Origin of the sequence: Streptomyces anatolicus, assembly GCF_019400875.1 — a bacterium.
Classification (GTDB): domain Bacteria; phylum Actinomycetota; class Actinomycetes; order Streptomycetales; family Streptomycetaceae; genus Streptomyces; species Streptomyces anatolicus.
The window spans coordinates 1-19,316 of sequence record NZ_WMBF01000088.1; the positions used below are offsets into that span (position 1 = coordinate 1).

Consider the following 19,316-nt stretch of genomic DNA (forward strand, 5'->3'; position numbering starts at 1 on the left):
CCTCCGAACCCCGCGCGACCGCATATTGAGCCGGAGTTGACCGCCCCTCCCCTCCATGGTCTACTCCGGATCGTGACCGACACCGATGTGCGCCTGTGGCGGAGGGTCCACATGGACCTCGTCCGCTACGCAGGCTGCGTGTGTCACCCGTCCTGCTGACTTCGCATCTTCTCCCCACGCGCTGAGCGCCGCTCTCCGGCCTGCTCGCGCGGCTTCCGCGAACCTCCAGGACGGTACCCGTGTCTGTTTCCGCCCCTTCCTCCACCGCGCCCGCGACCGCGCGCTCCGCGCCTCCCACCGCCGCCGAACTCCTCGACTTCGTGCGCCGCAGCGCCGCCGACCCCGAACTCATCGCCTCCCTGCCGCTCGACCCCGAGGGCCGTACGTGGGTGCGGCTCGCGGGGCCCGGCGGCAGCGAGGCCTGGCTGATCGGCTGGCCGCCCGGCAGCGGCACCGGCTGGCACGACCATGCGGAGTCGATCGGCGCGTTCCTCACCGCGGCGGGCACCCTCAAGGAGAACTCGCTCGCGGTGCGTCTGCCCACCGACGGCTGGAAGACCCTTGAGCTCTCCGAAGACGTCGACAGGGAGCGGGAGCTGACGCGCGGCGAGGGCCGCGCCTTCGGCCGCAACCATGTGCACGAGGTGCTGAACCAGTCGACGACCCAGCACGCCGTCTCCGTACACGCCTATTACCCGCCCCTCCCCCGGATCCGGCGCTACAGCCGCACTGGCGAAGTGCTCCGCCTGGAGTCCGTGGAGCGCCCCGAGGACTGGCAGTGAGCGAACAGCCGATCGGCATCGACGAGTTGCTGGAGCGCGTACGGCTCGGCCTCGACCGGGTCACTCCCCAGGAGGCTTACGACATCGCAGAGGCCGGCGGCCTGCTGGTCGACATCCGGTACGCGGCACTGCGCGAGCGCGACGGTCTCATCCCCGGAGCGCTCGTCGTCGAACGCAACGAACTGGAGTGGCGCCTCGACCCCCAGGGCAGCCACCGCGCCCCGGAGGCCACCGGCCACGATCTGCGGACCGTCGTGATCTGCAACGAGGGATACGCGTCGAGCCTCGCCGCCGCCTCCTTGCGGCAGTTGGGGCTGCGCCACGCGACCGACCTGGTCGGCGGCTTCCAGGCGTGGCGGGCGGCGGGACTTCCGGTCACGGCCACGACGTGAACGCGCGGGTGGGCACCCCTTTCGGTAAGGGGCGCCCACCCTTGCGTACTGCCCCTTACCCGCCGTACTGCCCTACTCCTTTGCCGTCGCCACGGTGACCGGGAGCGGCCTCAGCGCGGCGCGGCCCGGCAGCGCGGTCGCCACCAGCGCGAGCAGTCCGGCGACGGCGACCACGGAGACGTACACCAGTGGGGTGACCGTCGGCGCCGCGCTGCCCGTCATGCCGGCGCTGAACGCGGTCAGGACGGCGAGCGCCACCCCGCTACCGAGCCCCGCGCCGATGAGCAGGACCGCCAGCGCCTCGGTGCGCAGCATGCGCAGCACCTGGCGGCGCGTGGCGCCCGCGAGCCGGAGCATCGCGAACTCCCGGATGCGCTCGGACACGGACATCGCGAGGGTGTTGACGACGGCGATGGCGGTGAAGGCCAGGACGAGCCCCATGGCGAGGTGGTTCACCTCGGCATTGGCCTGCCGGCGCTCGGCCTGAAGCCCGTCGAAGGCGGCCGGACCCAGCACCCTCACACCCGGGAACTTCGCGACGGCTGCCGCGAGTTGTTCCTGCGTACGGTCGCTCTTGAGATCACTTTGGGGGGTGCTCTTGACGAGGACAGTGGCGGCGAGCGGGTTGTCGACGTGGCGGGCGACCAAGCCGTGCGCCATGGTCAGATCGCCGAACCCCAGACCGCGGGCGTATACGGCACGGACGGTGAGCCGGGCCTTCGTACCGTCTCCGAGGGTGAACTTGAGCGTGCTGCCCGGTTCCAGCCCGAGCTGGTCGGCCGCCAGTTCACTGACGGCGACGCTGTCCTCGTCGAAGCCCTTCAGCGATCCCGCGGTGACGTCCGGGTCCCAGGTCCGGGTGAGGCCTTCCGGAGTGACGCCCTGCGCCGGGTATTTGTCGAGCCCCACGCGCACGGTCGTGCGGACGACCTCGGTGGCGGCCTCGACCCCTTCGATCGTACGAATGTCCCGCGCGGCCTGCGCCGGGAGGCCCGGGCCCTGCGCGGCGAGCACCCAGTTCGCGCGGATACCGTCGCGGGCCTGGGCGCGGGCCGCGTCGTCGAGAGTGGGCTGGACGAAGAGGACGGTGCAGGTCATGCCGGTGAGGAGGGCGAGAGGGGTGACGACGGCGGCCATCCGGGCGGCGTTGCCGCGCAGGTTGGCGTGGGCGAGCTTGCCGGCCGGTCCGGTCAGCCGAAGGGGGCCGCTCAGCAGCGCGGCGGCCGCCCGGACGACGAACGGGCCGAGGAGCGCGATGGCGCAGGCGAGGACCACAACGGCCAGGAACGTCACGGGGGTCGAAGCGGCCTCGGTGCGCAGCACGCTCAGCACAGCCACCAGGACGACGCCGCCCACGAGGAAGACGAGACCCGCGACCACACGGCTCCAGGCGGGCCGGGTCCGTTCGACCCGTGCCTCGGCAAGAGCCTCGGCCGGACGGATCCTGGCGATGCGGCGCCCGGCGATACGGGCGGCGGCCCAGGCGCCGAGCAGGGTCGCGCCGATGGCGGCGAGCGGCGGAAAGACGCTGACGGTGCGTTCGAGGGTGGCGGAGATGGCCCCCGCTGTCACGAACCGGCCGTGCAGCCAGCCACCGAGCGGGATTCCGGCGAGCGAGCCGATGACGCCCGCCGCGGCGCCGACGAGCAGTGCCTCGCGTCCGAGCAGTTTGCGGATCTGCTTCGGCGTCGCGGCGACGGCCCGCAACAGGGCGAGTTCGCGGTGGCGCTGCTGCACGGAGAGGGCGAAGGTGCCGACCACCACGAGGATGGCGACGAGCAGGGAGGTGCCGCCCATCGCGCCGCCCATGCTGACGAGCTTCACGCGGGCACCCGCTGCGTCCAGGAACTCGACGGGCCCACGGCCGTCACCCGAGCTGACCTGCGCTGTCGTGCCGTCGAGTGCGTGCTCGACGGCCTGCTCGAGGTCGGCGACGCCGGTGCCCCGGTCCGGTATGACGCCGAAGGCACTGACCTTTCCGGGGTGCGCGGCGAGCCGCTCGGCCTCTCCGGAGGAGAAGAAGAGCGAGGTCTGGTGGGCGAGGGAGCCGTGCTCGGGAGCGGCGATGCCCGTGACGCGGTAGCTGCGCGGGCTCTGCGTGGACTGGACGGTGAGCCGGTCACCGGGCTTCAGCCCGGCTCGGTCGGCGAGATCACGGTCGATGACGAGATCACCGGCCGCGCGCGGGGCACTGCCGTCGACGAGGTGGAAAGGGGTCAGGGCGGCGGAACTCCAGGCGTGCCCGTACGCCGGTCTGTCCTCGCTCATCGCGGCGGCAGGCGTCAACGGATGGGCGAGGAACGTCAGTTCGGGCACGAGTGCTCTGACGCCCGGTGCCTTCTTGAGCCTGCCCTCGATGTCGTCGGCCGACAGCCAGGCCCGCTCGGCGATCGGTTTCGCCTTGTGCTTGACCTTCGTCTTGCCCTTCTTGTGCTTGACCGTGGTCTGGTGGACGTTCTGGTCGGCGGAGACGATCACGGGCGCGGCGGCGTAGCGCTCGGTCTTGATCGTGCCGCGCAGCCCCGTCTCCAGGAGGGTGCCGCAGGCCGTGATGAGCGCGGCGGCACACATCAGTGCGAGGAAGGCGCCCAGGAATCCGCCTTTGCGGTCCCGGACCGTCTGCAGGGCGTAGCGCAGCATCATGAGGGCTCGGTCTCTTTTCGGTTGTCGGAGGTGGCGGCGGAGGCGGCGGGTGCGGTGGGCACGTCCGGCTCGATGGGTGCGGCGGGCGCGCTGGGCGCGGGGAAGGCCAGGAAGCGGGTCAGTACCGTGCGGGCGTCGGCCGGGGTGTCCGCGGCGGGCCGCTTATAGCGGTTGAGCAGCGCGATGTACTCCTCGAAGAACTCACGGAGTTCGGGGAGGGTCAGCCGGATCGTGCCGCGCGAGAAGGGGAACGCGTCGGCCCACTCGCCGAGTTCGGCACCGCCATCCCGCTGCAACCGTTCGAAGAGGTCGAGGTCGGCGGCGTACGAGAGGTGGTTGAGCCGGTCCATGACGCGCCGCGTCTCGGGGCTCTGCGCACTGCGCGGCGGAAAGCGCCGGTCGCCGGGGACGGCCCGCCACCACCGCTCGCGTCCGCGCCCGGAGCCGGGCGTCTCCTCGACGAAGCCGTAGCGCGCCAGCTCGCGCAGGTGGTAACTGGTGGCCCCGGTATTGAGGCCGAGGGCCCTGGCCAGCGTCGCCGAGGTGGCCGGGCCGTGCACGGTGAGGTGCTGCAGCATCTGCTGCCGTCGCGGCTGCGCGAGCGCCTTGAGCAGCCGAAGGTCGGTCAGCTCTTCGGGAGGCGGGGCGGACGGCCGCGGTCGCCGGGCTGTGGCCGACGCCGGTGCCGACGCCGGCACCGAAGCGGACGGCGAACCGGAAGCGGACGCCGACGCCCGCCCCGAAGCCGTGCCGGAGGCCGAGCCGGGAGCCGAGCCGGAGCCGGAGTCCTGGGCCCGGGCCCGGGCCTGCGCCGCATCAGTGGTGCCGGGTTCCTGTGCCATGCGTACACAGTCGCCTGTGCACACATCCCTGTGCACTGCGGTGGTCCGGCGTCTCCGCAGGGGGGTTAACCCCACCCCGCGGAGCGCGAGTTGGGGTACGTGGACCGTTCTGGATGCCGCCCCACCCCCGTGGGGGCGGCCCGCTCAGAACGCCTCGTACCCCAAGTCCTCCGTGTCCTCGCCCTCTTCCTCCAGGGCCTGCCGGACCACCCTGAGCGCCATCCCTTCCCCGTAACCCTTGCGGGCGAGCATGCCCGCGAGGCGGCGTATCCGCTTGTCCCGATCGAGGCCGCGTGTGGAGCGGAGCTTGCGGGCGACCAGCTCACGCGCGGTCGCCTCCTCCTGCTCCGGGTCGAGCTGCCCCACCGCCTCGTCGATCAGCGTGGACTCCACGCCCTTGGTGCGCAGCTCCCGGGCGAGCGCGCGCCGGGCCAGGCCCCGGCCGTGGTGCCGGGACTCCACCCAGGCGTCCGCGAAGGCGCTGTCGTTGATCAGCCCGACCTCTTCGAAACGGGAGAGGACTTCTTCCGCCACGTCATCGGGGATCTCCCGCTTGCGCAGCGCGTCGGCGAGCTGCTTGCGTGTGCGCGCCGTACCGGTGAGCAGGCGCAGACAGATCGCCCGCGCCCGCTCAGCCGGATCCCCCGTCGGCGGCTGCCCCTGCTCGGCCCTCGACGAGGAAGGGGAGCCGCTGTCCTGGTGCTCATCGAAGCCGCCGCGCCGCCGACGGCGCCCGCGACTCCGGCCGGTGCCGTCATCCCGGAAGCCACGGCCGTCGTCCTCATGGGCACCGCTCTGATCCACACCGTCCCCGTGGCCCCGCCCCGCGGCGCCGGGGCGGCTTTCGGGGGCGGTGTGGTCCGCCCAGACGGTTCGTCGCGTCACGGACTAGCTCTTGGCCGCCGCGGCCTTGGACTTGGCGGCCTTGGCAGCAGCCGGTGCGGGCACCGCCTTGGCGGCGTCATCGGCCGGGGCGGCCGCGCCCGCCGCGTCCGTGCTCGGCTCGGCGCCGGGAGCCTCGGGCTTCACGCCGACGCCCAGCTTCTCCTTGATCTTCCTCTCGATCTCGTTGGCGAGGTCGGGGTTGTCCTTCAGGAAGTTGCGGGCGTTCTCCTTGCCCTGGCCGAGCTGGTCGCCCTCGTACGTGTACCAGGCGCCGGCCTTGCGGACGAAGCCGTTCTCCACGCCCATGTCGATCAGGCCGCCCTCACGGCTGATGCCCTGGCCGTAGAGGATGTCGAACTCGGCCTGCTTGAAGGGAGGCGCGACCTTGTTCTTGACGACCTTGACGCGGGTGCGGTTGCCGACCGCGTCAGTGCCGTCCTTCAGGGTCTCGATACGGCGGATGTCGAGCCGCACCGAGGCGTAGAACTTCAGCGCCCGGCCACCGGTCGTGGTCTCCGGGGAGCCGAACATCACGCCGATCTTCTCGCGGAGCTGGTTGATGAAGATCGCGGTGGTCTTGGACTGGTTGAGCGCGCTGGTGATCTTCCGGAGCGCCTGGCTCATCAGGCGGGCCTGCAGACCCACGTGCGAGTCGCCCATCTCGCCCTCGATCTCCGCGCGCGGCACCAGGGCGGCGACGGAGTCGATGACGATGAGGTCGAGGGCGCCGGAGCGGACCAGCATGTCGACGATCTCGAGAGCCTGCTCGCCGTTGTCCGGCTGGGACAGGATGAGGTTGTCGATGTCGACGCCGAGCTTCTTCGCGTACTCGGGGTCGAGGGCGTGCTCGGCGTCGATGAACGCCACCGCGCCGCCTGCCCGCTGGGCGTTGGCCACGGCGTGCAGCGTGAGGGTGGTCTTACCGGAGGACTCCGGTCCGTACACCTCCACCACACGGCCGCGGGGGATGCCGCCGACGCCGAGCGCGACGTCGAGCGCGGTCGACCCGGTGGGGATGACCTCGATGGGCTCGTTCGGACGCTCGCCCATGCGCATCACTGCGCCCTTGCCGAATTGCCGTTCAATCTGTGCGAGCGCGGCGTCGAGCGCCTTCTCGCGGTCGGTTCCTGCCATGGGTTCCACCCGATTTGCTTGAGTCGATCGCTTCACGTCAAAGACGCTAACGCCTGCCACTGACAATCCGCCCCGACGCCCGTCCAGCCTGTGGATAACTCGAGGCCATCCCTCACCCCTCGCACCCTCGGAGAAGCACCGCCGGACACCCCATAAGAATAGATGTTCGATTTCAGTGTCAAGCGCGGCACGCCGCACCGGCCGCACCGCGGCCTGCACCACGACCCGCACGCGCGAGCGATGTGATCACTCGATAGTGACTTCCTCGACTCCCGTGCCCGCGATGTCGTGATGCTGGGAAGAACGGCGTGCGACCGGCGCCGTCCGGTGGTGCTGGCGTGGGGTGACGTGATGCAAGAGACAGCGGGACGACGCGGCGGCCTGGACGAGCAGGCGGTCCTGGTGGTGGCCGGTCTTGCCGATCTGGCGGTGAGCTTGGCGGGTACGGCCCTGGGGACGGTGCGGGGCCTGCTGCGCCGTTCGGACGCCGCGGAACTGGCGTCGGAGGCCCAGGACGATCTGATGGCACGCGGGCGACTGGCGCTGGACCGGTACGCGACTGTGCCCCCCGCCCATCTGGAAGTCCTCGCCCGGCACGCCCTGGCTCGACGGGCCGCCGATGAGGTCTGACCGGTGGGAGCCGGCCGCGTTCAAGACCCGTATCGACGAGGTACTGCGCCCGTTCGTGGCCCAGGAGGCCGAGCGCTTCACGGCGATCGACCCGGCCCTTGGACCGGTGGCCGACGAACTGGAGGCCGCGGTCACGGACGGCAAGCGGCTGCGGGCCGCGTTCTGCTACTGGGGTTGGCGCGCGGCGGGCCAGCCGGACAGCGACGCCCTGGTGCGGGCGGCGGCCTCCATGGAGCTGGTGCATGCCGCCGCGGTCGTGCACGACGACCTCATCGACGACAGCGCGGTACGGCACTGGCGCCCCACCGCACATATCGCGTTGCGCGGTGCTGTGCGCCATCGCGCGTGCGCCGTGGACGCCGCCAGGTCGCTGGCGATGCTGGTGGGGGATCTGCTGATGGGGCTGGCCGGACAGCTCTTCGCCACCAGCGGTCTGCCCGCCGCCTATCTGGCCCGGGCTCGCCCGCTGTGGTCGGCGCTGGCCCGTGAGCTGATCGCGGGCGAGTGCCTGGAGATCCTGGGCACCGGCGCCGAGCCGGACGTCACGGCGTCACTGAAGGTGATCCGGTACAAGACCGCCAAGTACACCGTCGAGCAGCCCCTGCTGATCGGCGGCGCCCTCGCCGGGGCCGGCGGGCGGCTGCGCGAGGGTTACTCCGCCTACGGGCTGCCCCTGGGCGAGGCGTTCCAGCTGAGGGACGATCTGCTCGGCCTCTTCGGAGACCCCGAACGCACCGGCAAGGACAACGCCGACGATGTACGCGGCCACCGGCCCACGGCCCTGCTAGCAGAGACCTGGCGCCTGGCCGGTGACGACGAGCGGGAGCAGCTCCGCGCCCTTCTGGGCCGGCACGACCTGGACGACAGCGGCCTGCACGCGGTGCGCGAAGTGATGCGCCGCCTGAAGACACCCGACCGCGTCGAGGACATGATCACCGTGCGGGTCGATGAAGCCCTCAACACCCTCCATGAGCTGGACATACCCGCGCATGCCACCACCGCCCTGACCGCTCTGGCGCACTCGGCGGCGGCCCGCCTGTCCTGACCCCCGCGCGCGGGCGGCGCAAGCGTGCGCCGTCTTTGGCCGGACCCTCCCGCCTGTCGTGCGCCACCCGGCGTGGATGACAAGGAGCCGTGGAGCCGTGGATGACAAGGAGCTTTGCCATGACCTACACCGAGGCCTCGATGGACGCCCTGCGACAGAGCGGCGACGAACTCGCCGACGCCACCGTCGCCACACTCTTCGAACGCGGGGAGGTGGGCAAGCTCAACACCCTGATGCGCTACGTCTCCACGGCGGGCTCTCCCCTGCCGGACGGCCTGCCCGATGTCGCCCGGGAATACCTCCAGGCCACGAGTGTCCCGCCCGCCTGGGTCGACTGGGGGGAGATGGAGAAGGCCCGGCTGTTCTTCATCGACAACAACGTGCACATCTCCACCGCGCTCTCCTTCGCCTCCATGCCCGCCTGCTACGTGGTCCCGCACGTGGCGAAGCTCCTGTCGGCCACCCATGGGCTGAAGTACCCCTCCAAGCGGATGGCCGAGACCGGACAGTTCACCGTCTACCTGATGCAGCCCGACGCCTTCGAGGCCGGCAGCCGCTTCATCCCCGCCGCCCAGAAGGTCCGCCTCCTGCACGCCTCCATCCGCCACCACCTCGAACGGGAGAACCGGTGGGACACCGCCGCGCTCGGCACGCCGATCTGTCAGGAGGACATGATCGGCGGGCAGATGTTCTTCTCCCTGCTCGTGCTGGACAGCCTGCACCGCCTCGGCATCCACATGTCGACGGAGGGCGCGGAAGCGTACTACTACGCCTGGCGCGTGGTCGGTGCCATGCTCGGCATCGACCAGGAAGCCGTCCCCAAGACGCTCGCCGAGGCCCGCGAGTTCCTCGACCTGTACATGATCCGGCACATGGGGCCTTCCGAAGAGGGCACGCACCTGACCCGGCAACTCATCGACCTCTACGAAGAGGTCGTGCCCGGCACCTTCTTCGACCCGATCATCTCCGCCCTCATCCGCCACCTCGTCGGCGACACCTGCGCCGACTGGCTCCAGGTGCCCCGCACCCCCTGGGACACCGTCGTCAAGGCCGTCCCCCACCTCCTGGGCGTCCTGGAGACCATCGAGGACCGCTCGCCCCTCGGTGCCTGGGCGCTGGACCGTCTCGGCCACCTCACCGCCGTCTTCGAGCTGTCGTCCCTCACGCGCGGGCGCGTGATGCACTACGCCATCCCCGAGCAGCTCAAGAAGGAGTACGGCATCTCGAACACAGTGCCTCCCACCCACCGATGGACTCCGCCCCCCGCCACCGTTTCGAGCTGACCCCATGCCCGAGATCCGAAGGGCGAGGCACAATCCCCGCTGTGATGATCACAGCGGGAGAACTCAACCGGGCCACCCTCAGCCGCCAGCTGCTGCTGGAGCGTGAGCCGCTGACCGTCCAGGACGGGATACGACGCGTGGTCGCGCTCCAGGCGCAGCACCCGGCATCGCCGTACCTCGCCCTCTGGAACCGGCTCGCGGGGTTCGCTCCGGCCGACCTCGACGCCGCCTTCGCGGGGCGCTCGGTGGTCAAGGCGACCCTGATGCGGATCACCCTGCACGCCGTACACGCCGAGGACTACCGGGACTTCCGCGGGGCGATGCAGCCGACGCTGTACGGCTCCCGGCTCGGTGCCCGCTTCGCCGCTGCGGGGCTGACGCCCGCGGACGCCGAGGAACTGGTTCCGGAGCTGCTGGCCTACGCCGCCCGCCCGAGGACCTCGGCCGAGATGCAGGCGTGGGCCGAGGAGCGGCTCGGTGCCGAGAAGGCGGGCGGGGCGTGGTGGGGTCTGAAGGCGTACGCGCCGCTCCAGCATGCTCCGACCGGCGCGCGATGGTCGTTCGGCGTACGGCCGTCCTTCGTGGCGGCGGAGGCCGGTCCGCTGCCCGTGGGGCGGACGGAGGAGCCCGAGGCGCTGCGGGCCCTGGTCCTGCGCTATCTGGCGGGGTTCGGGCCCGCCTCCGTGGCGGACGTGGCCCAGTTCTCCATGGTGCGGCGGGCTCCCGTACGCGCGGCGCTGCGCGCCCTGGACGGCGCTGTCGAGGCTCTCCAGGGGCCGGACGGCAGCACGCTGTACGACCTCCCTGGAGCCTCCCGGCCGGACGCCGACACCCCCGCTCCGCCCCGGCTCATGGCGATGTGGGACAGCGTGCTGCTGGCCTACGCCGACCGCGGGCGGGTGATACCCCCGGCCTACCGTCCCCTGGTGATCCGGAACAACGGTGACGTCCTGCCCACCCTGCTGGTGGACGGCCACGTCGCCGGGGTGTGGCGGCAGATGGACGGCCGCGTCGAGGTCACGGCCTTCCACCCCTTGTCGCCCGAGACCTGGGACGGGCTCGCGGCGGAGGCCCGCTCCCTGGGCGCGCTCCTCGCCGGCCGCGGGACGGAGGTCTACAGCCGCCACCACTACTGGTGGGCCAAGCTTCCGCAAGCGGAGGTGCGGTCGCTGCCGCTGTGAGCGCGGCTCCGCGACGTGCCCTGGGGACGTCCTCCGTCCTACGGCCGCCCGTCGGGCTTCGGCCGTGTCTCGGCCTCCGCCGCCGCAGCGGGATGGTTCGGCCCTCGCAGAGCGCGCCGCACGCGCGCGAGGAGGGGCCGTCCGACCCGGCGCCGGTGCCCGTGCACACGGGGATCGTCCGTGACGTCGTACCGCTTCACGTACGCCCCCAGGAAGGCCTGGAGGGTCGCGATGGCGGGGATGGCGATGAGCGCTCCGACCGCCCCGAGCAACGCCGTCCCGGCGACGACCGAGCCGAAGGCGACCGCGGGGTGGATGTCCACGCTCTTGGCGGTGAGCTTGGGCTGGAGCACGTAGTTCTCGAACTGCTGGTAGATCACGACGAAGATCAGCACCCAGAGCGCGTACCAGGGATCGACGGTGAAGGCGATCAGCATCGGCAGGGCGCCCGCCAGGTACGTGCCGATGGTGGGGATGAACTGGGAGACCAGGCCGACCCACACCGCGAGCACGGGCGCGTAGGGGACGTCGAGCGTCTGGAGCAGGATGTAGTGGGCGACCCCGGAGATCAGCGCCATGAGGCCGCGCGAGTAGAGGTAGCCGCCGGTCTTGTTGACGGCGATCTCCCAGGCGCGCAGCACCTCGGCCTGCTTGGCGGGCGGCAGCACCGAGCACAGCGCGCGCCGCAGCCGCGGCCCGTCGGCCGCGAAGTAGAACGAGAACAGCAGGATCGTCAGGAGCTGGAAGAGGCCGCCGAGGACCTGCGCGGAGACGTCCAGGACGCCGCTGGCGCTGTTCTGCACGTACTTCTGCAGCCAGTCGGAGTGGACCAGGCTGTCCTGCACCTCGACGCGGGAGAGCTCCGTGTGGAACGTCTGGTTGATCCAGCTGATGACCTTGTCGAGGTAGTCGGGGAAGTCCTCGACCATGTCGACGATCTGGCCCGCCAGCATCGACCCCATCATCGTGACGAAGCCCGCGCTCGCGATCACGACGCCCATGAAGACGAGGAACGTGGCGAAGCCCCTGCGCAGCCCGCGCGCCGCCATCCAGCTCACCGCCGGCTCGACGGCGAGCGCCAGGAAGAACGCGATCAGGATGTTGATCAGCAGCCCGGTCAGCTGGTGGAAGGCCCAACTGCCCAGCTGGAAGCAGGCGATGAGCGCGAGGGCGAGCACCATGGCACGCGGCAGCCAGCCCGGCATGCGGGCGCCACGTCCTGCCTCGGTCCCGGTGGGGGGCTGTGCGGGCGGCGTCGTGCCGAGTGGAGCGTTGTCCTGGGTGACCTGCGCGGTCTCGTCTGTGGATGCCACGGGGTCAGTCTCACCCACGCCGCCGACAATAAGCCGCCGCCCCCGCATCTTGGGACGACCTGCTCACAATCCTGGGACGGCCTGTGCGTCCGGAGCCCCAGCGGCCTACCCGTGCGTGGAGCGCTGCTCACGCGCGCGTGGCGCCCGCCGCCGCTACCGAGCCGTCCGTAGTCAGCGCTTTTCGGCCGGTACGTCCATGGCCGTGCAGACCGCGCGCCAGACGTCCTTGGCCTCCCAGCCCGCGTCCAGTGCCTCGTGGACCGTACGGCCGCCCAGCTCCGCCATCACGTGATCGCGCGCGAAGGAGTCGGCGTACCCCGCTCCGAAGTGAGCCGCCATCCGCTGCCAGAAGACCGTCAACCGCATGCCTCCAGTATCGCGCCCCTGAGAGTGCAGCCCGGCACAGGGGGCTTGTCGAGAACGCTTTCCGCCCTACGGTCGAAGCATGGCCGAAACCGGAGCATCCCCCGACCCAGTGCCCTCCCCCGATGGGGCGTCCTCCCCGGTCGCCCGCGCCGAGCACTTCGTCTGGCTCACCGCGCGCGTGCTCGAGCAGCGACGGTTCGCGTACCACTTCCTCGACGAGGGCCGCCGGGCCGCGGACGCGGTGGAGACCGCCCTCGCCGCGTACGACACCCCTGACGGCGGGTACGGCCACGCGCTCGAACCCGATCTGCGCGGCCCCGTGAGCCAGCCGCTGCACACCGGGCACGCGCTGCGGGTCCTGGACGCGATCGGGCGCTGCGGCGGGCAGCGGGTGGAGCGCGTGTGCCGCTATCTGACGTCGGTGTCGACGCCCGAGGGCGCCCTCCCCGCGATCCACCCCAGCCAGCGCGGCTACCCTTCGGCGCCGTTCGTGCCGGTCGTGGACGACCCGCCCGGGGAACTGCTCGCCACGGGGCCGGTGGTGGGTCTGCTGCACCGCAACGAGGTGTGGCACGCCTGGCTCTTCCGGGCCACCGATTTCTGCTGGGCCGCCGTCGAATCGCTCGAGAAGTCACATCCGTACGAGATCCAGGCGGCCGTCGCCTTCCTGGACGGCGTACCCGACCGCTCGCGCGCGCGGGCCACGGCCGACCGTCTCGGCCGCCTCGTGCGCGAACAGCGTCTCGCGGCCCTGGATCCGGACGATCTGGACGCGCATCCGGTGTCGCCGGGATACGCGCCGGGCGAGCACCACTTCGCGCATGACTTCGCCAAGGCCCCCGAGTCGCTCGCGCGCGAGTGGTTCACCGATGCCGAGATGGAACGCTCGCTGGACTTCTTGGCGGCGGACCAGCGGGAGGACGGCGGCTGGCCGGTCCGGTGGCGGCAGTGGGCGCCGGGCACGGCCCTGGAGTCGCGCCCGATCGTGACCATTGAGGCGCTGCGGACGCTACGGGCTTACGGGCGGCCCATCGGCTGACGGCCTCCCCGTCAGCCTGTCAGCGCCCGCAGCCCGGCCGTGACGATCACCGCCGTGCCGATGACGACGAGGAACGGGGCGCGCAGGACGAGCGCCAGGGCCGCCGCGGCGAGCCCTGCCGCCCTGGCGTCCAGGAGGAGCACCCGGCCTTCGGTGAAGGTCTGCTGGGCGGTGAGAGCCGCCAGCAGGGCCACGGGGACCAGGGCCGCCACTCGCTTGACGAGTGGCCTTTCCAGGGCGCCCGCGGGTACCAGGAGGCCGACGAGTTTGACGATGTAACAGCCGACGACGGTCACGCCGATCGCGATCCAGATGCTCACGGGTCCTCCCTCCGCGGGTCGTCAGGTTCTTCTGGGCCCTCTTCGTGTATTGCGCGGCCCTCTTCTATTGCGCGGCCCTCTTCGTGCTTGCGCCTCGCACGGCGTTTTCGGCCCTCTACGTAGAGGACGATCGGCACCGCGAGGGCGGACAGCAGAACCGGCGCTCCGGCCGGCAGAAAGGGCAGCAGTCCGAGCCCCAGAAGGACCGCGAGGGCGGCGACGGAACGGTCCGCCGCCGTACGCAGCATGGGTGCGAGCAGCGCCAGGAAGACGGCGGGCCCCGCCGCGTCCAGGCCCCATACGTCGGTGTCGCCGATCGCCTCGGCCCCCAGCGCGCCCAGCAGCGTGGTGATGTTCCACAACACGTAGAGGCTGAGCCCGGTGACCGTGAAGCCGATGCGGGCGGCCCGCCGCGTGGGCTGCGCGAGGGAGACTGCCGCGGTCTCGTCGATGACCCAGTGCGCGGCAAGCGGCCGCACCGCGCGCGGGAGGGCGAGCAACTGCGACAGACGCAGCCCGTAGAAGGCGTTGCGCACGCCGAGGAAGAAGGCGCCCGCGGCAGCGGTGAAAGGGCTGCCGCCGCCCGCGAGCGCCCCGACAAAGGCGAACTGCGAGGCTCCGGTGAACACCAGCAGGCTGAGCAGACAGCTCTGGAGCACGGTGAGGCCGCTGCCCGCCGAGGTCACTCCGAAGGCGAAGCCGGAGAGCCCGACGGCGACCCCGACCCCCAGGGCGTCACGGACGACGGGCGCGTCGCTCCTGCTCGGGGCGCCTCCGTCCCGCGCGTGCGCGCCCTCTGCTCCGCCGTCGCCAGCCCGGCTCCCGCCATTGGTTCCGTCGTCCGTGCCCGTGGGCGTCGTCTGTTCTGCCACGCCCTGGACCCTACGAGCGCTGCCGCCGCCGGTCTTGTACGTTCTTGCGCTCGCGCTGATACGCCCCTGGAGGCACTCCCACGATCCGGGTGAAGTGCCGACTGAGGTGCGGCTGATCGGTGAAGCCCACGGCGGTGGCGGCGTCGGCAGGCGTGGTTCCCGCGTCCAGAAGACGCAGCGCCCGGCGCACGCGCGCGTCGGTGAGCCAGGCGTGCGGCGGCATGCCGTACGCGTCCCGGAAGGCACGCAGCAGGGCGAAGGGGCTCACCGAGAGGTCAGCGGCCAGCCGCGACAGGCTCGGCGGATCCGCGAGACTCTCTTCGAGGACGGCACGCGCGCGTGCCGCGGTGCCTGCACCGGCGGTGCGCACCGCACGCCGCGGCAACCGCCCTCCGTTCAACCGCAGCAACCGCGTCACCGCCACTCGCAGCAGGGTGTCGGCGGCGAGCGCGTTGCCCTCTTCCGCCGCGCGCAGCACCCGGTGGACGAGGGCGACGGCGTGCGGATCGTCGAGCACCGGGCGGACGAACCCGGGGGCACCACGTATCGCCGTGGTCTCCGCGGCGATGTCGGCGACCACCTCCGGCGCCGGGTAGACGGCACCGTACCGCCAGCCCTCCGGCACGCCGGCCCGGCCGGTGTGCGGGGTGTCGGGGTTGACCAGGGCGAGGGTGCCCGGCCCCGCGTACTGGTCGGCGCCGCCGTGGTGGAAGACGTCGACCCCCTCGGCGATGCCCGCGATCACGAAATGCTCGTGGGTGTGCCGCGCGAACGTCTTGTGGATGTAGCGCGCCCGCAGCAGGTCGACGCCGGGCAGCGCCGCGTACCGCCAGTGCCGGGCCTGCTCCGCCGAAGCTGCCATGCCTCCATTCTGCGACGGGCACGCAACGCCGTTTCCGCAGGTCGACGCCGTTGTCAGTGGCGGGGTGCACGATGGGGTCATGGTCAGCTCCGCGTCCAGTGCCCACGGCGCCCTCGACGAGTTCTCCCCCGCGACCCGCGGTTGGTTCACGGGGGCTTTCTCCGCGCCCACCGCCGCCCAGGCCGGGGCGTGGCGCGCGATCGCCGAGGGTTCCGACGTGCTCGTCGTCGCGCCCACGGGCTCCGGCAAGACCCTGGCCGCGTTCCTGGCCGCCCTCGACCAGCTGGCCTCCTCCCCACCGCCCGCGGACCCGAGGAAGCGCTGCCGGGTCCTTTACGTGTCCCCGCTGAAGGCCCTCGCGGTCGACGTGGAGCGCAATCTGCGCAGCCCCCTGACCGGCATCCGCCAGGAGGCCGTGCGCCTCGGCATGCCCGAGCCCGAGGTGCGCGTCGGCATCCGTTCGGGTGACACCCCGCCCGCCGAGCGCCGCGCCCTGTCCACCCGCCCGCCGGACATCCTGATCACCACCCCCGAGTCGCTCTTCCTGATGCTCACCTCCGCCACGAGGGACGCGCTCACGGGCATCGAGACGGTGATCCTCGACGAGGTGCACGCCGTGGCGGGCACCAAGCGCGGCGCCCATCTCGCGCTGTCCCTGGAGCGCCTCGACGAGCTGCTGCCGAAGCCCGCGCGCCGCATCGGCCTTTCGGCGACGGTCCGGCCGGTGGACGAGGTCGCGCGCTATCTCTCCCCCAAGCGCAAGGTCGAGATCGTCCAGCCCACGTCCGACAAGGTGTTCGACCTTTCGGTGGTCGTCCCGGTCGAGGACCTCGGAGAGCTGGGCGGCTCCCCCGTCGCCGACTCCGGAGACGGCACGGGCGCGGCAGCCGAGCGCCCGTCGATCTGGCCGCATGTCGAGGAGCGCATCACCGACCTCGTCCAGGCGCACCGCTCGACGATCGTCTTCGCCAACTCCCGCCGCCTCGCCGAGCGCCTGTGCAACCGCCTCAACGAGATCGCGTACGAACGAGCGACGGGCGAGGCCCTTCCCGAGGACCACTCCCCGGCGGAGCTGATGGCCGAGTCCGGCGCCGCCAAGGGCGCCCCGCCGCTGCTGGCCCGTGCCCACCACGGCTCGGTCTCCAAGGAGCAGCGCGCCCAGGTCGAGGAGGACCTGAAGGCGGGCAGGCTGCCGGCCGTGGTCGCCACCTCCAGCCTGGAGCTGGGCATCGACATGGGCGCGGTCGACCTGGTCGTCCAGGTCGAGTCGCCGCCGTCCGTCGCCTCCGGGCTCCAGCGCGTGGGCCGTGCGGGCCACCAGGTGGGCGCGGTCTCCACCGGAGTCGTCTTCCCCAAGTACCGGGGCGACCTCGTCCAGGCGGCCGTCGTCACGGAGCGGATGCGCACCGGCTCCATCGAGTCGCTGCGCGTCCCCGCCAACCCCCTGGACGTGCTGGCGCAGCAGCTGGTGGCGATGGTCGCCCTCGACACCTGGCAGGTCGACGACCTCCTGACGGTGGTCCGCCGGGCGGCCTCCTTCGCCTCGCTCCCGGAGTCCGCGTTCACGGCCGTCCTGGACATGCTCGCCGGCCGCTATCCCTCCGACGCCTTCGCGGAGCTGCGCCCCCGCGTGGTCTGGGACCGCGTCGCGGGCACGGTCACGGGGCGGCCCGGCGCACAGCGCCTCGCGGTGACCTCCGGAGGCACGATCCCCGACCGCGGCCTCTTCGGGGTCTTCCTCGCGGGCGCCGACCCGAAGAAGGGCGGCGGCCGCGTCGGAGAGCTCGACGAGGAGATGGTCTACGAATCGCGGATCGGCGACGTCTTCACGCTCGGCACGAGTTCCTGGCGCATCGAGGACATCACCCGCGACCGCGTGCTCGTCTCCCCCGCCCCCGGTGTCCCGGGCCGTCTGCCCTTCTGGAAGGGCGACCAGCTGGGCCGCCCGCTGGAGCTGGGCCGCGCGCTCGGCGCGTTCCTCAGGGAGGTGGGCGCGCTCTCGCGGGAGGACGCGCGCGTGCGGCTGCTCGCCGCGGGCCTCGACTCCTGGGCCGCCGACAACGTCCTGTCGTACCTCGCGGAGCAGCGCGAGGCGTGCGGGCACATCCCGGACGACCGGACGATCGTGGTCGAGCGGTTCCGCGACGAGCTGGGTGACTGGCGGGTCGTCGTGCACTCCCCCTTCGGGGCGCAGGTGCACGCCCCGTGGGCCCTCGCCCTCGGCGCCCGCCTGACCGAGCGGTACGGCATGGACGCGCAGGTCATGCACGCGGACGACGGCATCGTGCTGCGCCTGCCCGACGCCGACCTGATGGGCCTCGACCTGCTCGACCAGACCCCCACCGACCCCACCGAGCCCGCCGTGGAGTACGACGCGGAGAAGGCCCCCATCGGCGCGGGCGACGTCGCCTTCGACAAGGGCGAGGTCAACCAGATCGTCACCGACCAGGTGGGCGGCTCGGCCCTGTTCGCCTCCCGCTTCCGGGAGTGCGCCGCCCGCGCCCTGCTGCTGCCGCGCCGCAGCCCCGGCAAGCGCACCCCCCTGTGGCAGCAGCGCCAGCGCGCCGCGCAACTGCTCGAAGTGGCGAGCGAGTTCGGTTCGTTCCCGATCGTCCTGGAGGCCGTGCGGGAATGCCTCCAGGACGTCTTCGACGTACCGGGCCTGACGGAACTGATGGGTGACATCGAGTCCCGCAGCGTCCGCCTTGTCGAGGTCACCACCCCCGAGCCCTCACCCTTCGCCCGCTCCCTCCTGTTCGGGTACGTGGCCCAGTTCCTGTACGAGGGCGACTCGCCCCTGGCCGAGCGGCGCGCGGCAGCGCTGTCCCTGGACTCCCATCTGCTCGCGGAGCTGCTCGGCCAGGCGGAGCTGCGCGAACTGCTCGACGCGGACGTCCTCACCGAGCTGGAGCAGGAGCTCCAGTGGCGCACGGAGGACCGCCGGATCAAGGACTCCGAAGGCGTCGCCGATCTGCTGCGGCTCCTCGGGCCGCTCACCGGGGACGAGTTGGCCGAGCGCGGCGCCGAGCCCGAGTGGGCCGCGGAGCTGGCCGCCGCGCGCCGGGCCATCCGGGTCCGGATCGCCGGGGCCGACCACTGGGCGGCGATCGAGGACGCGGGCCGCTTGCGCGATGCCCTCGGCACCGCTCTGCCCGTGGGTGTCCCCGAGGCCTTCACCGAGCCGGTCAAGGACCCCCTCGGCGACCTCCTCGCCCGCTTCGCGCGCACGCACGGCCCGTTCACGACCGCCACCGCCGCCGCCCGCTTCGGCCTCGGCGCGGCGGTCACGGAGGGCGCGCTGCAACGCCTCGCGGCGAACGGCCGCGTGGTACAAGGAGAGTTCCATCCCGCGGGCATCGGCCAGGAGTGGTGCGACGCGGCGGTCCTGCGCCGCCTGCGCCGCCGCTCCCTGGCGGCGCTGCGGCACGAGCTGGAGCCGGTTCCGCCGTCGGCGCTCGCCCAGTTCCTGCCCCAGTGGCAGCACTTGAGCGGCCACGGCCTGCGCGGCGTCGACGGCCTGGCGCGCGCCATCGAGCAGTTGCAGGGGGCGACCGTCCCGGCGTCCGCGCTCGAAAAGCTCGTACTGCCGTCGCGCGTCGCCGGCTACAACCCCGCCATGCTCGACGAACTGACCGCGGCCGGTGAGGTCGTCTGGGCCGGCGCCGGCTCCCTGCCGGGAAAGGACGGCTGGGTCTCCCTCTACCTCGCGGACACAGCGCCCCTCCTC

18 protein-coding genes are annotated in these 19,316 nt (G+C 72.1%); 9 read left to right on the top strand and 9 right to left on the bottom strand.

Annotated elements, in window-relative coordinates:
• Positions 1 to 87: 87 nt before the first annotated feature.
• The 3 genes from GKQ77_RS34115 to GKQ77_RS11360 all read left to right on the top strand — a co-directional run bounded on the left by GKQ77_RS34115 (position 88) and on the right by GKQ77_RS11360 (position 1,174).
• On the top strand, positions 88 to 159 hold the full coding sequence (locus tag GKQ77_RS34115; protein WP_327084869.1) for a putative leader peptide: 72 nt from the start codon (positions 88 to 90) through the stop codon (positions 157 to 159).
• Between the two features lie 80 nt (positions 160 to 239).
• A complete protein-coding gene (locus GKQ77_RS11355) occupies positions 240 to 782 on the top strand; it encodes a cupin domain-containing protein (protein ID WP_219688594.1) in 543 nt (180 codons plus the stop codon).
• Positions 779 to 1,174 (top strand): rhodanese-like domain-containing protein, encoded by a 396-nt coding sequence (locus GKQ77_RS11360; protein ID WP_372459861.1) that lies wholly within the window; start codon positions 779 to 781, stop codon positions 1,172 to 1,174. The genes GKQ77_RS11355 and GKQ77_RS11360 overlap by 4 nt, the downstream gene beginning before the upstream one ends.
• Before the next feature lie 72 nt (positions 1,175 to 1,246).
• On the opposite strand, the gene GKQ77_RS11365 is transcribed toward GKQ77_RS11360, so the two are convergent.
• The 4 genes from GKQ77_RS11365 to recA all read right to left on the bottom strand — a co-directional run bounded on the left by GKQ77_RS11365 (position 1,247) and on the right by recA (position 6,678).
• A complete protein-coding gene (locus GKQ77_RS11365; protein ID WP_219688595.1) occupies positions 1,247 to 3,817 on the bottom strand; it encodes an FtsX-like permease family protein in 2,571 nt (856 codons plus the stop codon).
• Complete coding sequence (locus tag GKQ77_RS11370) at positions 3,814 to 4,659, bottom strand: ArsR/SmtB family transcription factor (protein WP_258021179.1); 846 nt, start codon at positions 4,657 to 4,659, stop codon at positions 3,814 to 3,816. The genes GKQ77_RS11365 and GKQ77_RS11370 overlap by 4 nt, the downstream gene beginning before the upstream one ends.
• 144 nt (positions 4,660 to 4,803) lie before the next feature.
• Positions 4,804 to 5,544, bottom strand: a complete 741-nt coding sequence (recX, locus tag GKQ77_RS11375; protein ID WP_219688596.1) for a recombination regulator RecX — start codon at positions 5,542 to 5,544, stop codon at positions 4,804 to 4,806.
• A 3-nt stretch (positions 5,545 to 5,547) separates the two neighbouring features.
• Positions 5,548 to 6,678, bottom strand: coding sequence for a recombinase RecA (recA, locus tag GKQ77_RS11380; protein WP_219688597.1), 1,131 nt, complete (start codon positions 6,676 to 6,678; stop codon positions 5,548 to 5,550).
• Between the two features lie 351 nt (positions 6,679 to 7,029).
• Here recA and GKQ77_RS11385 point away from each other — a divergent pair, with 351 nt between their 5' ends.
• The 4 genes from GKQ77_RS11385 (at position 7,030) to GKQ77_RS11400 (ending at position 10,817) form a co-directional block, all read left to right on the top strand.
• Positions 7,030 to 7,308 carry a polyprenyl synthetase gene (locus GKQ77_RS11385; protein WP_219688598.1) on the top strand — a complete coding sequence of 93 codons (279 nt, stop codon included), beginning with the start codon at positions 7,030 to 7,032 and terminating at the stop codon, positions 7,306 to 7,308.
• The gene (locus GKQ77_RS11390) at positions 7,298 to 8,353 is read left to right on the top strand and encodes a polyprenyl synthetase family protein (protein ID WP_219688599.1); all 1,056 of its coding nucleotides are present in this window, start codon (positions 7,298 to 7,300) and stop codon (positions 8,351 to 8,353) included. The genes GKQ77_RS11385 and GKQ77_RS11390 overlap by 11 nt, the downstream gene beginning before the upstream one ends.
• A gap of 119 nt (positions 8,354 to 8,472) precedes the next feature.
• The gene (locus GKQ77_RS11395; RefSeq protein ID WP_219688600.1) at positions 8,473 to 9,636 is read left to right on the top strand and encodes an oxygenase MpaB family protein; all 1,164 of its coding nucleotides are present in this window, start codon (positions 8,473 to 8,475) and stop codon (positions 9,634 to 9,636) included.
• A gap of 41 nt (positions 9,637 to 9,677) precedes the next feature.
• The gene (locus GKQ77_RS11400; RefSeq protein WP_219688601.1) at positions 9,678 to 10,817 is read left to right on the top strand and encodes a winged helix DNA-binding domain-containing protein; all 1,140 of its coding nucleotides are present in this window, start codon (positions 9,678 to 9,680) and stop codon (positions 10,815 to 10,817) included.
• 38 nt (positions 10,818 to 10,855) lie between these two features.
• On the opposite strand, the gene GKQ77_RS11405 is transcribed toward GKQ77_RS11400, so the two are convergent.
• Together GKQ77_RS11405 and GKQ77_RS11410 are read right to left on the bottom strand one after the other, a co-directional pair.
• Positions 10,856 to 12,130 carry an AI-2E family transporter gene (locus tag GKQ77_RS11405; protein WP_219688602.1) on the bottom strand — a complete coding sequence of 425 codons (1,275 nt, stop codon included), beginning with the start codon at positions 12,128 to 12,130 and terminating at the stop codon, positions 10,856 to 10,858.
• 171 nt (positions 12,131 to 12,301) lie between these two features.
• Entirely contained in the window at positions 12,302 to 12,496 is a 195-nt protein-coding gene (locus GKQ77_RS11410; RefSeq protein WP_030778522.1) for a DUF3046 domain-containing protein, read from the bottom strand.
• Between the two features lie 79 nt (positions 12,497 to 12,575).
• On the opposite strand from GKQ77_RS11410, the gene GKQ77_RS11415 reads away from it, so the two are divergent.
• A complete protein-coding gene (locus GKQ77_RS11415; RefSeq protein ID WP_219688603.1) occupies positions 12,576 to 13,535 on the top strand; it encodes a hypothetical protein in 960 nt (319 codons plus the stop codon).
• An 11-nt stretch (positions 13,536 to 13,546) separates the two neighbouring features.
• On the opposite strand, the gene GKQ77_RS11420 is transcribed toward GKQ77_RS11415, so the two are convergent.
• Genes GKQ77_RS11420 through GKQ77_RS11430 form a run of 3 tightly spaced genes read right to left on the bottom strand, consistent with a single transcriptional unit; the run spans position 13,547 to position 15,589 of the window.
• The gene (locus GKQ77_RS11420) at positions 13,547 to 13,855 is read right to left on the bottom strand and encodes an AzlD domain-containing protein (RefSeq protein ID WP_219688604.1); all 309 of its coding nucleotides are present in this window, start codon (positions 13,853 to 13,855) and stop codon (positions 13,547 to 13,549) included.
• On the bottom strand, positions 13,852 to 14,727 hold the full coding sequence (locus tag GKQ77_RS11425) for an AzlC family ABC transporter permease (RefSeq protein WP_219688605.1): 876 nt from the start codon (positions 14,725 to 14,727) through the stop codon (positions 13,852 to 13,854). Before GKQ77_RS11425 ends, GKQ77_RS11420 begins: the two co-directional genes overlap by 4 nt.
• A gap of 10 nt (positions 14,728 to 14,737) precedes the next feature.
• Positions 14,738 to 15,589 carry an AraC family transcriptional regulator gene (locus tag GKQ77_RS11430; protein WP_219688606.1) on the bottom strand — a complete coding sequence of 284 codons (852 nt, stop codon included), beginning with the start codon at positions 15,587 to 15,589 and terminating at the stop codon, positions 14,738 to 14,740.
• Between the two features lie 79 nt (positions 15,590 to 15,668).
• Here GKQ77_RS11430 and GKQ77_RS11435 point away from each other — a divergent pair.
• Positions 15,669 to 19,316, top strand: a 3,648-nt coding sequence (locus GKQ77_RS11435) for an Lhr family ATP-dependent helicase (protein WP_219688607.1), incomplete at its 3' end; no start/stop codon positions are given.